Source organism: Paenibacillus sedimenti, from assembly GCF_014534655.1.
GTDB classification, from domain to species: domain Bacteria; phylum Bacillota; class Bacilli; order Paenibacillales; family NBRC-103111; genus Paenibacillus_E; species Paenibacillus_E sedimenti.
In genome coordinates this window covers 1-16,577 of sequence record NZ_JACVVD010000030.1, presented here as the reverse complement: position 1 = coordinate 16,577, position 16,577 = coordinate 1, and the positions used below count along the sequence as shown (strand labels likewise).

The window sequence follows — 16,577 nt, the reverse complement described above, 5'->3', positions numbered from 1 at the left end:
AGGCTAGAAATCGAAGGGAAACTTTTGAATATAGGTCACCAAACACGCCATGATATTCGGGAAAAACTTGATCCAGAATGGCCTGAAATTGTAGTTTTGCTTGGACATACAATGAGGAAAAGATTGTCAATGTGTTTTCTTATAATCGTTTTTGGTATTATGGGTAGTGATTGACCAAATGGACATCGTATATGTTGATTTTGATGGAGTCGGGTGGGAATATGACGGCGTCAGCAACCAAGTCAATACTGGCTGTTACACGATGTCCCACCGCTGACCCAAGAAATGTAACAGCAACATATTTTATCTTACTTCGGATACTTGTGTGAATTTTCGTACAAAAGTGGGCGGTCATCGCAATTAATCAACCATTTTGTATGATTTTCCGTACAAAAGTGAGCATACCCCTCGACGCCATGAATACCGATATGCAAAAGTTGCGACTATGTCATCATCATTCTTCTTAGTAATGCCCGAAACCCGCGTTGCTAGCTATCCTGCCTAGGCCACTTCCATGCAGTAAAGATAATTAGTAACGTAATTACCGTAACGAAGAAGGCCATTTCCATGCATACCAGATAATTAGACAAAGAAGAGCGACTTCTACAACAGCGCCAAACACCATGTGCACCCAAGCCTCTCCTGTCAAATTAAACAATGTATAGGGAATATACACCGCGGCAATAATGATATTTGCCCAGCGACTTACTTTTGCCGGCAGGGCAACAGAAAGGAAAATCATAAGAGCTGGAATTGTTACCGAAATCAGTGCTATCAATAGAAAGACATATGAAATGTCAAATATAAATATTTTTCCTGCCAGAATACCTTCTATTTTGCCCGGCATATATAAGGCGAAATAATCAACATAAATATAGAGAAACATAAAACTCGCCCACAGCGTAGCAATCTTCAGTTTCGAACTGACTTTGATGTCTTCCAGTGCATTTTGTGCTTTATTTTGTGTATTCATATTAATCTCTCCTTTAAGGTTATATGGTTTCTCTTGCCTACAACCTTAGTCTAAAGGAGAAGTATAAACACCCTCGAAAGCAATTCTAAAAATTTTCTAAAATATAACATTTTGAGGGTTCATGGGTTTTGCCGCTCATCAACAAGTCCATCCACATCCATTGGTGGTTTTCCACTCACCTCGATGACTTCATTTCTGAAATTGAAAATCACGATTTTTAATGTAAGTCCGAACAGTCGTTGAGAGTTTATTACTCTAACGACTGTTTTTTTGCGTGACGATATGCAGGAAAGAAAAGCTAACAATAACATCGGAGTTTGCTGGGCTTGTAATTTTTAAGGTTTCCATCTAAGAATAGTTATGTTAGAATAAAAAGCAAGAATTCCTGTCCGTAGTTGACAATTTACGCAAGTAAGCAACCCTAAGGGTGAGCATATTGATCATAGGCCTTTCTGTGTCTATGTGAAGCTCCCCTCAGGGTTTTTTTGTCGTTCCGGGCAAATAACCAATTAGGAGATGATTATTATGGTAACAGCTGAAATCAACAGAATAGAAAGCGTTCGAAGAACAAAAGAGGAATATCTAAAAGAACGGATGAAGGTATGCGAAAAACTGGCTATCAAGAAAAAAATGAATATCAAACAACCCCCACCTCGGGATGGGGGAGAAGAAATGTCTACTGTTTAAGAATTTAGCCGGCAATGCGTTGGCAGCGAAGCTGACCATGGCATGAATGGCTCCAGTGCCTTCGGATCGAGCTGACCTGTTAGTTGAGGTAGCTGTTCAAAGAGAAACTTCAAGTAGTCGAATGGCTTGAGTCCATTTTCCTTGGCCGTTTCGACAACGCTGTAAATGTTAGCGCTGGCCTTTGCGCCTCGCGGCGTGTTGCTAAAAAGCCAATTTTTCCGACCAATTACAAAAGGTTTAATCGACCGCTCGCTTCTGTTGTTGTCGAGATCGAGTCGTCCGTCCGCAAGGAATGCCGTTAGTTTCTCCCATTAATTTAAGCTGTAGGTGATCGCTTGTCCTGTCAAACTCTTAGGTAACGTTCGGGATCGCTGTTGCTTCAGCCACGTATGGTACGCTTCGATCACAGGAAGGCTTCGTGCCTGCCGTGCGGCAAAGCGTTCTTCCGGCGTTGCTTCCTTCAGATCCCGCTCAATGGCAAAGAGTTGATTACAGTATTTCAGGCCTTGCTTCGCCACCGTTTCCGGATTGTTCCTTGCCTCTGGCGGCGCCGCCTTTAAAGCCTCGTCATATTTACGCCGTGCATGTGCCCAGCAGGCGACAAGTGTCACACCGACCACTTTGTGATAACCTGGGTAACCGTCGACATGAAGGTAACCCTTAAATCCGGCCAAAAAGTTTCGCGGATGCTCACCGCCTCGGGTTCTCTGGTAATCGAACACAACAGCCGGGTCTTCTCCGCGTCCGCTACGATATAACCACAGATATGATGTGGATTCGGCCGATTTTCCTGGCTCACGCAATACCTGTAAAGTGGTCTCATCTGCATGTAAGATATCTTTCTTCAGTAAGTTTTCTTTCATGGCGCTAACCACTGGCGTCAGCCACTTCTCCGCTCCGTAGATCATCCAATTCGCCATCGTTTGCCGGGATAATGTGAAGCCTAGGCGAGCAAAGTGCTGTTCTTGCCGATAAAGCGGTATGCTTTCCACATATTTCTGGCACATCACATGCGCCAGAATCGATGGTGAAGCTAGGCTGCCCGGATAGACAGGCTTTGGCATAGGTGCTGTGACGATAGGTGTCTGAATTTCATTGCGCTCGCATGATCGGCAGGAATAAACCTGCCTCACGTGGCGGATAACTTTGACTTGAGGCGGCACAATAGCGATTTCGCTGCGTGTCTCGGTGCTCATCTCATGGAGCGCACCGCCACAGCACGAACAGACCTGATCCGCCTCAGTAAGTTCATAAGTCACCGTTTCAACTGGCAAACGTTCAAAATCCGCCTCACGCTTACCGTTCGTTTTCCGGCGCTCGTAGGTCACTTGCTCCATCGGCGGCTCTTGTCCTTCAAGCGACGCAAGCACCTCGGCTTCGTTAAACAGATTTAGTTCCAATTGGTCAGGACTCGTCTTCTCGCTCGATGCACCAAAGCGTTTTTGTTTCGCAAGACGGTTTTGCTCCTCATACCATTTGAGCATAGCAGTAAGCTCAGCAATTTGCTGTTCCTGCTTGGCAATTCGCTGATTCAGTTTTTCGATTGTTTCCAAGTTTTCCGCTCGATTTTCCATACCATATACTTCGGTAAATATCGCTTCATCCCTGCCGCAAGGTATGGCGATACAGCGAACATTCAAGTTAAATGACCGTTTCGGCTATAACTTTTTGGTGTGCCTGACGCTGACTAAGCGAAAGTCCATCCAACAGCCAGCGAAGCTCGCGGGAGGTAATTGTTGTGGTGCCCACGCTTTCGTTCGGCCACTGAAACGTGCCTCGTTCAAGTCTGCGGTAAAACAGCCAAAAACCGTTGTGCTCCCAGTGTAAAATCTTGAGCTTGTTGCACTCGCGGTTGCAGAAAACAAACAAGCATGAAGAAAAGGGATTGAGTCCAAAGCCTTCCTGTACGATTGCGGCTAATCCGTCGATAGACTTTCGCAGATCTGTTGATCCAGTGGCAAGATAGACATTCTGGACACTGGATAATGTTAACATGGCTTTTCCAGTGATTGCACAACTTCTCTAAGCAACCGTGGGTCAAAGCCAGGACGGATCTCAATTTGGACTGAACCGATACGAACGACAAGTGAAGATTCATGGGTGGACGTAGATACAATAAACATATCGATGTAAAAGTCGATGATCTCCCTTGGTATGTTCAGGAATTCGTTGAAAAGCGAAAAAGAAAACTTTCGCCTGCTACATTACTTAATTATTGCTTTGATTACATACTTTTTTTTAATTGGCTTGTTAACGAAGGTTATTGGATTGGGAACAAGAAAGACATTTCTTTAGAGTTTCTTGAAACATTAACGACTCAACAAATGGAAGACTTTATTACCTTTTTAGAGATACAACAAGAGAATAGTCGATCCTCAGTAAATAGGAAACTGTCATCTTTGAAATCACTTTTTAATTACCTTCAAAATGTAGCAGAAACCAATGATTTGAAGCCTTATATCATTCGAAATGTTATGGCCAGAGTAGATCTAAATGACATTAAAGAAGATCAGATGACTATTGCAGATAGAATAAACGGTAAAATATTACGAGATGATGAATTTGAAAATTTCAGACAATTCGTTTCGGATGATTACGGAAAACTAAATATTAATAATAAAAAGCTATATTTTTTTCACTTGGTGAACAAAGAACGTGATACAGCCATCATATCTTTGATACTGGGATCTGGACTTCGACTGTCCGAAGTTGTTGGTGCTGATATTGGTGATCTTGATGTTAAAAACTCTTGTATTAAGGTTATGCGTAAAGGAAATAAGGAACAATATGTCTATTTTAGTGAACAAGCTTTATTGGATCTCAAGGAGTACTTGCTTATCCGGGACGATCGTTATAAGTTAAAAAATGAGAAGCCATTATTTATAGCTGCTCAAGTAGGACCAGCAAACAAGTCGAGAAGATTGACTCCTAGAAGTGTTGAAAAATTGGTTGAGAAATACGCAAAACAATTTGGTAAACCAGCACTTAGTGTACATACTTTGAGACATTCGTTTGCCACAAGATATCACCAAGAGAACAATGATGTACCAAAGCTTAGAATTCAACTTGGGCATGCTTCAGCACAGACTACGATGATATATACGCATCTAACAAATACAGAATTAAAAGATGCTGTAAACAAAGTATGATAACATACTAAAAACATACTAATTGACACAAAGATTAGGCCTTCAGGAGACTTTGACGTAAAGTTTATCCCTTTGAAGGAAAATGACACAAAGGCACGTATTCATTTTTTAGTCGTATAATCGTCTATTGAAAGATAAAGTTCGTGTCAATATTACTAAAGGGGGCAATCTTTGTGTCAATAAAGAGGTGAGCTTTGTGTCACTGGACAAAGTTCTTGTCGTCCGACAGATCCGGGGGTCCGGTTCGCGCAGGGTAGATTACATATTCACAAAACCCGTATTTTATACATATGTACTTAAACCTTGATGCATTTCTGTCGGCCACCGAGTTTATTGTCCAGCGACATTAAAGTAGTCCCCTTATTGACATTAAAATGGTTCCATTCCCTAATATTTAATCGCGGTGACATTAAAGTACTCCCATATATATCAGGAGTTATATAGAAAAGTACCATTTTAATGTCACTTCGTTTCCTTTAGGACAGTAGTTTACTGTATGGGACTATTTTAATGTCATTTTCCGAGAATGGTACCACTTTAATGTCGCAACTTCTTTGCTAGGGACTATTTTAATGTCATTTATAGTCCATCCATCTTATCTACGGCTTGCTTCAATTCATCGTTTGTAAGATGTGTATATATCATGGTTGTTTGAATTGCAGAATGCCCGAGTTGATTTCTTAGTTTAGGCACATCATTATTCTCTTGGTGATATCTTGTTGCAAATGAATGACGAAGTGTATGAACTGTTAATGAAGGTCTACCGTGTGCAACAGCATATTTCTCTACCATTTTTTCAACTGAACGTGGGGTTAATCTCCTGGATTTTCCGATTGGTCCCATAGAAGCAGCTACGAATAATGCTTTCATGGTTTTATCTATCTGATAACGCTTTTCTCTAACTTTTAAATATTCTTCAAGGTCATGAAGAGCCTGTTCGCTAAAATAAACATACTGCTCTTTATTCCCTTTTCGAATTACACGAACGCAACATTTTTTTAAGTCTAAATCTTGTTGATCACAACCAACTATCTCTGATAGTCGTAACCCTGAACCAAGGATTAATGAGATTATAGCTGTGTCCCTCTCGCGGTTTATTTGATGAAAATTATACAATTTTTTATTCTTTTTGTTAAGTTCTCCATAATCATAAGCAATGAATTGCCTGAATTGTTCAAATTCATCCCCACGTAATATCTTTCCACCAATACGATTTGCTATTGTTTCTTGATCTTCTTTTATAGAATTAAACTCGATTTTGGCCATTACGTTACGCTCTAAATATGGTTTCAAATCTTTTGTTTCTGCTTGATTTTGTAAATAATTGAATAAGGATTTAAGTGAAGATAACTTGCGATTGACTGTTAATTTTGAATTATTCAGATCAAGTTCCAGATGGTTTAAAAAATCCTCTACTTGTTGTGTAGTCAATGTTTCAAGCAAAGCTAATGGAACTTTAGAGATATTCCCTGTAAATTGCATCTCCTTGATAAGCCATTCAAGGAAGATGATATAATCATGACAATAATTTAATAATGTTGCCGTTGATAGTGTTCTTCGCTTTTTATTGACGTATTCATTAATAAACCATGGTAGGAGTTGTAGTTTATCATTAGTTCGCTGATTAAGCTTGTGCTTACTTTCATTATCCATATTAATTCCCCTTATTTTTCACAGCCACGAGCTTGGTAAAATAATGTTACTGTAATTATATACCAAGAGAGATTATTTCGTCAAAATTATATTTTACGTAATAATCTCGGCGGTATTATTAGTTCTCTCACCTCAGGATCTATACTGTTGTCGGTTGACAAGAACTTGATGTCATAAATGACAAGAACTTGATCCCATTCCCGAGTCGCAGAGCCGATTTTGTCGCGCAGCAAAAAAAGCCTCCCGTTTTTGAGGCTTTTTACAACTCCGAATATTTTATTGGTGCATTTATATTTCTAACATATTTATCAATATAGCGTTGTTCTTCTTTATAATTGTCAGGATAACCTTTTTCAGAATCAAAATATCGCATTGAGTATGTCATTGGTTCATGTGATTTCTCAATTTTATTATTAATACGCAATTTAGATTTACAATTTTCTACGTTCTTTGTAATTTGCATATTCGATTTGTATTTAAATATAGCAATTGGCTTATCTGCCGAAACTCTAACTACAAAGAATTTTAATGTGTGAGGACTGAATCCCATTATTCGTTTATCAGCTTCATACAGCATCCATAACTCTTCTAATTTCATAGCAAAACCCTCCCAATATATCTAATAATTCTAGCTTTACTAGAATCGGGAGGATTTAATCTGTCTAAATTATCTTTTTCAAAATAATTAAGCTAACATGCTTATTGAATTTGTGTACCCGGGAGCTTAATAACAAAAACTTAGCAAAATAGTAGAACGGACCGCTAAAATTATTTCATAACTTCTTGAGTAGCACTGTAAATAATTTCATATTTATGTAATAATGTAACATGTAATTATTTAATTAAGGGAGATAAACATGCCAAAACAACGTCAACTGATAGAACCTTCAGACTTTGAACGGATGCGTGTATTTCAACAGCCAATCTCGATCTTTTTACAAGGTGAACTGATAGGCGAGAATGTAATAATTCAATCTCATGATGACGAATTAGTATTAAGCACCATTGGAGTAAGGTACGTTAAGGCAAATTGTCAATTTCTTAGTAAAAGATAATTCCAATAACATACTCATAATCATAGAATATAGTTATCACTAAGAAGAATTAACGTAAATAACAAAGGTCAGTTTGCTGAAGCAAACTGACCTTTGTTATTCAACTATAGTTTACCGTTAGCGGAACGATGCCAAGTTAATAGTTATATCTATTAGTAGAAATGAACATCGCCAAGTTGGCATATCACGGTCTGCTCAATTTAAAATAGGCTCCAGAATCCGTTGCCACCCAGATGGAGTCATACGGAGAGGGTTCGTACGACCAGAATCGATTAACTGCACCTTGTTTGAAAAAATCCCCAGGAATCTGCGGAATAACAGGGAGTTCGCTTTTACTATTCATCTCTTTATTAAAGCGTTGTAGGCGACCAAATAGTGGGTTGCCTAGTGCTTTTCCTTGAGCATTAAGTAGTGCGAGTAGGTTAGTATCCTTCTTTATGTGTAAGGTGGACTCGTACAGTACCATGTAATCATTGTTCCCTTCTATCAGTTCGTCTGCCTTGAACAAGGAAGTGTAGACGCTGACGGCACCCTGTCTTGCTATTTCACCTGTGGGAATTAAGAGCAATCGGTGAACTTGGAGTTCAGCCACATCACCCATTTGGATCGGCTGATCCTTTACATTTGAGAAGTTTGTGTAGGGAATAATCGATTTATCGACCTTAAGGTGAACGTTAGAGTCGGCCATATAACGATTCATCTCTTCGTCGCTGATATTTTTAGGGTTTTGTAATCCCATGTACACGATTTCGCCAGCGTTCATGGCTTTAAATGCAACGTCCCGAAGGCTCATATTTAGCGTGCTGAATTTCTCAAATCTTTCTGTACCTGGATCCTTACCATCATGGTATCGGATGACAACATCCGGATTTTGAAGAAACGTCTCCATCGCTTTATAGTCAGTATGGTCGTTTAAGTAAATCCCGATAAAACTAAGATATTCTTTTTTGATCCGTCCACTCTCATCTTTTTCACTTATCTGCTGATATCGATATGGGGAGATGCTAGTTGCGTTCGCACCTGTCAGTCCAACTTCCCTCAGCTCATTCAGATCTGAGTAGGAATCCGCAGTCTTTCCTTCCACGTCCTTATATCGAAGTAGGATAGCGGCAACCTCAGCTCTAGTCGTAGTGTTTTGTGGTTTTACAGATCCATCTTCAAAACCACCAATAATGCCAGTACCACGGGCAAGTGCAATATATGGCACCTTATCAGAACTGATCTCACTACGAATTGCTTCCGGGGTCGGCAATAGCGTGTTTTTAGTGTCCTCAAATGCTTGTATGAAGGTTTCATTGGACTTCATAAGTCCATTCGAAATCCAATTCATCATTTCATAACGAGTCAATTGGGCATATGGATTAAATCCAGTAGAATAGTCACTAGGATTTATGAAACCCTGATCTACCAACTGGGTTACTGCCGCTTCCGCCCAATGTCCTGTCATGTCGTAAAACGGATTACCACCTGTTTTTACAGGTAGATCCGTTGCTCTGCTGAGCATTGCGGCAAATTCAGCTCTGGTGATCTCACCATTAGGTTTGAAAGTCCCCTCTTCGTATCCAACTATCAGCTTTAGATCATGGGCTCTAGTGATAACATCTTCGGCCCAATGGCCACTAATATCATTGAAGTTAGGGGCGCCAGCAACGTCAGCTGCAGCCGTTGCGCTAAAACTACCATATATCATGGATGCTGCCAGTAATACTTTCGAAAGCTTCTTCATTTTGACCTCCGCTTACTAAAACTATGTATCTTGTATTGTTAATCTTGGATCTTCCACCTGTCCATGTGAGATTATAACATAATATTAGATGAAATATCCGTTTTGAGCCTTTGATACAGTCTATATCGAACTAATTTAACTTTGACATTATCCTGCCCGAAAGTTGAGCGGTTGACTGATAAATGCCGAAAAGCGATGGATCGGCACCATCGCTTCGCTCTTGTTCTCCGTTAGACTTGCTAAAGTAACTTTAAGAGACTGTTATTATCCTTCCATTAATTGGCCTTCGAAGTTTTTTAACTCCCTCAGTTCCGATAAGTGAGCCTATAGTTGCGATTATCGCACTCGAAGAAATCATTTCAACAACATAATAAATCACTGTTCCAAGAATGATATCGAAAAGAATAACTCTTTTTATTGTGGATCCTTTTATAGTGTAAAAAATGATTATTTGTTTGTTGTTTATCTTCAAATGTACCATCACCTTAATCCTTTTTATTAAGGTATGAACTTGTTGGATTGTCTCATTCTTTACGCCCTATTTTAGTATCAGCGGAAAATAAAGTATTAAACTGGATGTCTTTGTTCCACGCAGCTTTTCGAATTGTCATACCGTCAGACTCCAAAAAATAAGTTTTAGACTGTCCCAAAATATTGAAACAGCTACAGCCAAGGATGAGTAAATAAAGTCCCAGACTGTAGCTGTTTCATTGAACTAACGTTCTCCGTTAGTTCAACGATGCGAGCTTGTTTTCAGAAAGTCTGAACCTTATTAACGCGCCTTTCTCCCTTGGTTTCCAACCTCGGCTTATTGCCTCAGTAATAATTAAAGCTATTTCTGCAGGCATCACGATTTTGTTATTAAGCGATTCAACATTCGGAAACTCCACCCACAACTCATTAATGTCTGATTCAATTTCTACCTGGAGCAGTTGCCCTTTCAATTCATCATGCTGAACGGTCAGAGTAAGAATCCCCCTTGCTGACGGAGTGATTACCCATCTGTACGACTCTTGCCCAACAACAATCTTCCTTGACCTTTTTTTGCTGATAGTCATAAAATCCAACTCCAAAATTTAGTCACATAAATCTTAGCACGTAATGGAACTATTCTGCCTTACTTCAATGAAAACGGCAGCCGATCGCGAGGTCAGCTGCCATAAAATAGTTATTGAACTATCGTCTCCAGTTAGTTGAATAACACAACACTTTGTTATTCCTTTATCACTCCAACTTGAAAATCGTCTTCGTAAATTATTTTCCCAGGATTCTCACTTTTGGTGAGACTTAATTCAACACCATATTTTTTTAGAACGTCAATATAAAAATATATTTCCTTTACTAATTTGTTAACCTTATCATTTTACGCCATACAAAACTACTGATACTCGTAATAAAAAGGTATCAGTAGTTTTGTTTCAAAGTTAAATAGGTTTAACAGTGCCTGAGACTAGAATCTTGTCTGGCTTTCCTTCCTTACCTGGTTCAGCTTCTGAGTAGAACTGAAGACGTAAATCATCAACAATATCTGCACGATATCCTATTCTTGACATTCCTTTTTCAAAATGCTCACCAAAATGCACCCATTTATTGTCTCTTGCAACAACAGTCATCTCAGTGTCAGCGTCAAGGACGGTTATAACCAATTCTAAGCGGATATACTTTTTATCCAGATCAAAAACTATTTCACTAGGTTCATCCTTATTAGTACTTACCTCATCAATGATGAAACTTATCCCTAAATCCTCACCATGTTGTACAGTGATTGCCTTATCATTAGTTATAGTGATGTTGGAACTAGTTTTGACTCCATCTAGTTTAGCTATCGGAATTCTCTCAGCATCGCCTTGAACTGGTTGTGACGGTGCAGGCGTAGGTGTCGGAGCGGGCTTTGTATAGCTATTTACATTCGGGTTTACTTCTCGTATAGTAGGGCAAGTTTGCATTAGGGCGTTCGGAACCTTCGACTTGATGTTTTTCAGGAAGGCAACAGCTTCAGCACGAGTCAAAATGCCATTCTGTTCATACCCCTCAATTGTTTTGCTGGAACGTCCTTCTGATAATCCTGAATCAAACAAAAATGTAATTGCACCACCAACGTCATAGTTTTTTCCAAACGCACCAGCAATCATCATGGCTACTTGACCACGATTAACCGGTTGCTCTAGGAGTTTGTTGTCAGCGGCTCCTGTAATAGGTATATTAAAAAGTTTCGCAGTATCATAAGAATGGTCAGCCCAGTGAGAAGCAGCATTTTTTTGTTCTAACTTGCTAAACTCATCTTTTGAATTTGGGAAGAAACGAATGAGCATAGTTAAAAACTCTGCTTCGTTTACGACCTGTTCAGGCTTTAATTTATGTACTCCGCCTTCATTGTATCCTGTAATAATACCACTCTGAATGCCCCAGTCCATCGTTTGATAATACCACGCATTAGGCTTATCCATATCATTAAAATCACTTATTCGAAGATTATCAGAAGCAAAAGCCGTAGGAGCATTAAAAACAATTGTGGCGGCTGTAAGTGCAGTAACTGAACGAATGCAAATCTTATTTATAAATTTACTATATTTGTTATACACTACCATGATTCTCCTTTATTTACGAAATAGTTTAAAGTAACTATTCTATGATATAACATCTATCATTCGTCTTCAATATCTGGAATTTTAGTAGGCGATGAGATTATCATCGTTTTAAACAACTGTAACGATGAAATTGCTCAGAATCGGTGAAAGTACATTAGCAGATGCTATCCTCGACCGAATAGTGCATTCATCCTACACGATTACGATCGAAGGCATGGACTCTATGCGTAAACGCAAAGGACTTATAAACTAACCATTCATACTTTATACGGGGGCTGCCGCATACTGGTGGCTCCTTCCTCCGGAAGGGTGACTCATTTTTTGCCGGAGGACTGGCTCACTAATCACCGGAATGATGGCTCTATTTCATCGGAATATTCAGAAATCACAAGGCTGCTTTCAGTATTCAGTTTAATAGTTATTTTAGGCGATTATTTCAAACCAAGCCTCGAAATTAGGACTGCCAATTTGACACGCGAAACTACCATTTACAATTACCCCTTCTTTTTCAGAGGCATTGAAAAGTTCCCCTTTATTAACATTATATCCATTCGTTCTAAAATCTTCTTTTGCTCTTACAATTATTAATTCGTCATCAGGTATAAATATTTTAAACATATTATTTCCTCCAATCACCGTTATTGACAATATAATATCTCCTGCCTCGTTTATTTTTTAACAATTCTACTGTTCGGTGTAATTAATGTTTCTATAAGATAAATCAGTCTCACTTAAATTTCTCTAATAATTAGCATCTATATTTAACTAACCGTTACTTCAATAGGCTGCCAATCAATGACGGCAGCCTGTTGTCATGAAGTTATAGTTATCCATTAGTTTAACGATTATAGTTCTCAATGATACATTCATTATATTCTGAAAGGAGGCAAGTGAAACAAACTTTGAAACAAGTACTTTAAGTTCTCCCATCCATTAAATCCGGGAAGATGTAATTATATTGTTTCAGGGACCCTTATCAACGTCCAACCTGAACTAGTAAATTTAGTAATATCCTCTTCTGAAAGATGTTCCTCATGATATGCAATTCCTACCAAATGAGTAGGTCTGCTCAACGCAACAAAAGCAAGTCTAAGCAAATAATTTGTTAAAGGGTTCCTTGCTTTTTCATCTAGATAATCCCCCTTAATAAATTCTTTTATCTCAGTCAGATGATATTTTCGATTAAAATAAGTATCCAGAAGTAAAGTGGCTTTATGCGTTTCTCCCTTTACAGAATGAATTGTATTAACATCAATTATTAAAGATTCATTGTTTGGATAAATGAATTGATTGGCAGCCTTTACTGCCTCTTTTGTTATTTCTGGTTCGGTACTATCTAGGAATTCAATGATTGGACCTTCACTAGGTATCTCTTTATCCCATATCTCCTTAAGCATTTGTATAAACCACTTTTTAATATCTAAATGAACTTCTGAATTATATTCACTTGTACAATTATTGATCTTTGATACCCAGTCACTCACTTTTACATTTAAATTAATCCATGTACTATTATTTTTTTCATGAAAGAAGTCCTTAAGAGTTACGATATTATAAAAATGTTTATCGTCTCGCTTAATACCCATTAGAGACAAGAATTCTACAAACGCCTCGAAGATTTTATTTACATAAATTTTAGTCCCAATATCTTTTTTGATTTCTTTTCCTAAATATGAAATTAAATTGGAATATTTTCTCCGATCAATTCTAAGCGATTTGTCAAAATTATTAAAATAAGAAGATATAGATAATTTCTTTTCTAAATCGTCTTTTTCTTTTCCTATCCACCCAACTGCTTTTATTGGTGCTGTGCTTTTTGCAAATGTCTCACATTGGCTTGTAAAATTATCTACTATTTCTGCAAAGCTAAATAATACGTTAGATCTTGATTTATTACTAAATAAAAACAGATGTGGAGGAAATGACTCTACATTTGACTCCCCTTTAAGATGGATATTATGTTCTGGACACACTGTTTCTAAAATCTTAGAAATGCTTTCACCAAACCTTTTGCTCTCTGAAAGGTGCAAATCTTCTGAAGGTTGTGGAATCCAACCCAAAATATCTTTATCGTTATGAGATCCATAGATAGCTTGGTTTGAGTCACCAAATCTTTGAATAATCACATCACTTGAAAACACCTTATCTAATATGTCAATTTGATGCTGGTAAGTATCTTGCATTTCATCAATAAATACATATTTAAAACGCTTTGATATTATTTCCTTGATCTTATTTTCATGTTTTTCTATATAAAATGTAGCCAAAAAGTAAGCATCATCATAGTGTAGTATTCCTTGTCTTAAAATTGACATTTTATATTCAAATAACCATTTTTCAATTTCCCTTTTCTCTTCAGTTGTAAAATCAATTTTCGTTTTACTAAATCTCGGTTTTCTAAAAGTTAGAGCATCTAGTCCGATGCCATTAGTGATTTTTGTTTTTCCATCGACTCTATTGAATCTTATATCTTTCAGAAATACGGGATTCGATCGTAACAGTGACTTTGCTCTATTTTGATCTTCCTTAACAATACCCTTAGCAAAAAATGAAGAGTATCCTTCAGCTATTCTGGAATCATACACCGAAGAATCTATAACCGCAGGTCTTTTACCGATTTGTTTTATGTAAATTGGAGCCGCAAGAAATTTATTTACAAATCCTTGTATTGTTCCAACATAATTAGGATATGAAAATAGTTTATTCCCCTTATCTCCAAGACGATTTTTTATTTCATCAATACCAACATTAGTATGAGTCAGTACACATATTCCTCCAACATCTAGCTTATCAAGCTGTGAAATTATTATTAAGAGTTTTGTAAGTAGTAAAGTGGTTTTACCACTTCCTGGACTTGCTTTAATATCAGCTGAAGTAAGTAATTTTATTATTTCTCTTCTCTTTTTGTCATATAAAACACCATCACCAAGTATGAGTTGCTCAATTTGATCAATTTGCCTATCCGAAATCTCAATGTTCATTATGTTCCAATTCTCCTTCATTTTCGGTAACATGATATATTGCCTTTATTAAGTAGGCTAAATTGGAATCAGACTTGACTAATTTTGATAAATTTAAAGGATTATCAATTAATATTTTTGCTAGTTGTTGAGCTACTGCAGCTTTTGATATTTCTCCTTTCAAAAGTGGATCGTAAATTTGATATGCTAATTGATCAGGAGCAAGGCTGGCATCTTCAATGAACTCATTAGTAATTTCTTTTGCTTCCTCTAATCCTATTTGCGTATCACAAATAAGTATAGACTGATACAATTCAGACTTAAGAGCGCTTAATGCAATTTCATATTCAAGAGTCCAATTATTAGATACGAACAGTTTTGTCATTCCACTTTGATATGTATCACATAAGTGCTTCTTACGTTTGCTTCGTATATAATTAATGCTCTTTTCATCTATCTCTACTTGACATATCCTCAGAATAGCTTGCCTATTTTCTTTCGATAACTTCCCCTTTTTAATGCTATCGATAGCTCGATTTAAAGCTGATTTGCTCGTGTAAATCTGGTCTTTAATTTTATTAAACTCAATAGCAACATTTAGTTTATTAAGTTCATCTAAGTTCTTGTCTTGAACCGTGTATACTATCTTTTCTAATTGATTCTCAATGTAATATTGAATAGGTCTTACATCGAGATCCGTAACAAGAGCAACAGGAATATTAAGATGCTCACCATTTTTTCTAAGGAAGATCTTACAATACCTCATAAATGCAGTACTTCCAACATTAACAATTGATACACCATATTTGTGTAGCGGTCTATCAATAATTTCTGCAATGGCAGGAAGAAGGATATTTTCAGCATCACCTTCGACTAAAAGAACACCTTTAGCAAAGAAAAGATTCGCTTTAGTCGCATCTAAAAATCTTTCTAAAAAATCATAATCATCTTTTGCTAACATCGTATAATCAATACTCATTGGGTAAGTTTGATCATTTTTGCACAATATTACATGTTCAAGTTTACTTGATGCTGCCAAACTTATACTGTGAGTTGTTAAAATAAACTGACCTTTCTGGCTTTGTCGTTGTAAGTACTTCACTAATCTTAATTGAGCTTGTGGATGTAAATGTGCTTCTATTTCTTCTATTAACGCTAGCCTTACACCATTATGAGACTCATCATGCAATAGTAGAAGTTCCATTGCAATGAAAAGTAAATTTAATGACCCTAACCCTGAAGTATTCTCATCTATGCTCAAACTTAACTTCTTTAGGACCTCTAGAAGTTCTACTGAGGATATTTTAAAATTCGGGTTGCGTTTTTCAGAAATATGAAAGAATTCATTTAGATAAGAAGTTAATTTATTAGAAATAATAAATCCGCTATTTTCAATTTCAGTTCTGTCTTCTGGTGGAGGAGAAAAATAACTTTCTACTTTAGCATTTGCGTCTTGCATAATGACTTCGAGCAAATGATCTATCATAATCCCATTCTCATCTTTTACTTTTCGAAATACGTCATGGCTCCTTAAAATTTGTGCAAGCCTTGATCTGTATCCCGGGGACAACTCATGCTCTACGTCTCTTAAAGGTTTTAAATATGTTGCTCTTAGTAAATCTCTCGCTTCCCCATCAATAGCAGAATCAGCCCCATCTAAACCACCCTTAATATCTATGGTGCTACAAGATGTCAAGACAGATATTATTAAACTTTAAGGTGTGAAATGATTCACATGTATGGATTAGATGTTTTTCTTTATTGCTTTGGATAAGTGATGCAGATT

The 16,577-nt window shown here is 37.4% G+C and carries 13 protein-coding genes and 2 pseudogenes; 3 read left to right on the top strand and 12 right to left on the bottom strand.

The window, feature by feature from the left end; translation table 11 throughout:
* Nucleotides 1-541: 541 nt before the first annotated feature.
* Nucleotides 542-973, bottom strand: a complete 432-nt coding sequence (locus ICC18_RS32935; RefSeq protein ID WP_171688075.1) for a DUF6326 family protein — start codon at nt 971-973, stop codon at nt 542-544.
* Between the two features lie 525 nt (nt 974-1,498).
* Between ICC18_RS32935 and ICC18_RS32930 the strand changes: the two genes are divergently transcribed.
* Entirely contained in the window at nt 1,499-1,660 is a 162-nt protein-coding gene (locus ICC18_RS32930; RefSeq protein WP_188178615.1) for a hypothetical protein, read from the top strand.
* On the opposite strand, the pseudogene tnpC reads toward ICC18_RS32930, so the two are convergent.
* Both tnpC and tnpB read right to left on the bottom strand, forming a co-directional pair.
* Nucleotides 1,657-3,234, bottom strand: a pseudogene (tnpC, locus tag ICC18_RS32925) (IS66 family transposase). The gene ICC18_RS32930 and the pseudogene tnpC overlap by 4 nt on opposite strands.
* 67 nt (nt 3,235-3,301) lie before the next feature.
* Nucleotides 3,302-3,655: an IS66 family insertion sequence element accessory protein TnpB gene (tnpB, locus tag ICC18_RS32920; protein ID WP_188178614.1), complete on the bottom strand. Its 354-nt coding sequence runs from the start codon at nt 3,653-3,655 to the stop codon at nt 3,302-3,304.
* 101 nt (nt 3,656-3,756) lie between these two features.
* Here tnpB and xerS (ICC18_RS32915) point away from each other — a divergent pair, with 101 nt between their 5' ends.
* Nucleotides 3,757-4,809, top strand: a complete 1,053-nt coding sequence (xerS, locus tag ICC18_RS32915; protein WP_188178613.1) for a tyrosine recombinase XerS — start codon at nt 3,757-3,759, stop codon at nt 4,807-4,809.
* A gap of 579 nt (nt 4,810-5,388) precedes the next feature.
* Here xerS (ICC18_RS32915) and xerS (ICC18_RS32910) read toward each other — a convergent pair.
* The 6 genes from xerS (ICC18_RS32910) to ICC18_RS32885 form a co-directional block, all read right to left on the bottom strand.
* Nucleotides 5,389-6,462 carry a tyrosine recombinase XerS gene (gene xerS / locus ICC18_RS32910; protein WP_188178612.1) on the bottom strand — a complete coding sequence of 358 codons (1,074 nt, stop codon included), beginning with the start codon at nt 6,460-6,462 and terminating at the stop codon, nt 5,389-5,391.
* An 86-nt stretch (nt 6,463-6,548) separates the two neighbouring features.
* Nucleotides 6,549-6,695 (bottom strand): hypothetical protein, encoded by a 147-nt coding sequence (locus ICC18_RS32905; RefSeq protein WP_188178611.1) that lies wholly within the window; start codon nt 6,693-6,695, stop codon nt 6,549-6,551.
* Nucleotides 6,696-6,721: 26 nt separating this feature from the next.
* On the bottom strand, nt 6,722-7,060 hold the full coding sequence (locus ICC18_RS32900; RefSeq protein WP_188178610.1) for a hypothetical protein: 339 nt from the start codon (nt 7,058-7,060) through the stop codon (nt 6,722-6,724).
* 641 nt (nt 7,061-7,701) lie between these two features.
* Nucleotides 7,702-9,243, bottom strand: coding sequence for an S-layer homology domain-containing protein (locus ICC18_RS32895; protein ID WP_188178609.1), 1,542 nt, complete (start codon nt 9,241-9,243; stop codon nt 7,702-7,704).
* A 728-nt stretch (nt 9,244-9,971) separates the two neighbouring features.
* Complete coding sequence (locus tag ICC18_RS32890; RefSeq protein WP_188178608.1) at nt 9,972-10,301, bottom strand: hypothetical protein; 330 nt, start codon at nt 10,299-10,301, stop codon at nt 9,972-9,974.
* A gap of 366 nt (nt 10,302-10,667) precedes the next feature.
* Nucleotides 10,668-11,825 (bottom strand): S-layer homology domain-containing protein, encoded by a 1,158-nt coding sequence (locus ICC18_RS32885; RefSeq protein ID WP_188178607.1) that lies wholly within the window; start codon nt 11,823-11,825, stop codon nt 10,668-10,670.
* Nucleotides 11,826-11,967: 142 nt separating this feature from the next.
* Between ICC18_RS32885 and ICC18_RS34200 the strand changes: the two are divergent.
* A pseudogene (locus ICC18_RS34200) lies at nt 11,968-12,084 on the top strand (ATP-binding protein); the annotation flags it as partial.
* 170 nt (nt 12,085-12,254) lie between these two features.
* On the opposite strand, the gene ICC18_RS32880 reads toward ICC18_RS34200, so the two are convergent.
* From ICC18_RS32880 to ICC18_RS32870, 3 genes are all read right to left on the bottom strand, one after another.
* Nucleotides 12,255-12,479: a hypothetical protein gene (locus ICC18_RS32880; protein ID WP_188178606.1), complete on the bottom strand. Its 225-nt coding sequence runs from the start codon at nt 12,477-12,479 to the stop codon at nt 12,255-12,257.
* A 305-nt stretch (nt 12,480-12,784) separates the two neighbouring features.
* Nucleotides 12,785-14,812 (bottom strand): UvrD-helicase domain-containing protein, encoded by a 2,028-nt coding sequence (locus tag ICC18_RS32875; RefSeq protein WP_188178605.1) that lies wholly within the window; start codon nt 14,810-14,812, stop codon nt 12,785-12,787.
* Nucleotides 14,802-16,487, bottom strand: a complete 1,686-nt coding sequence (locus ICC18_RS32870; RefSeq protein WP_188178604.1) for an ATP-dependent nuclease — start codon at nt 16,485-16,487, stop codon at nt 14,802-14,804. Before ICC18_RS32870 ends, ICC18_RS32875 begins: the two co-directional genes overlap by 11 nt.
* Between the last annotated feature and the right edge of the window lie 90 nt (nt 16,488-16,577).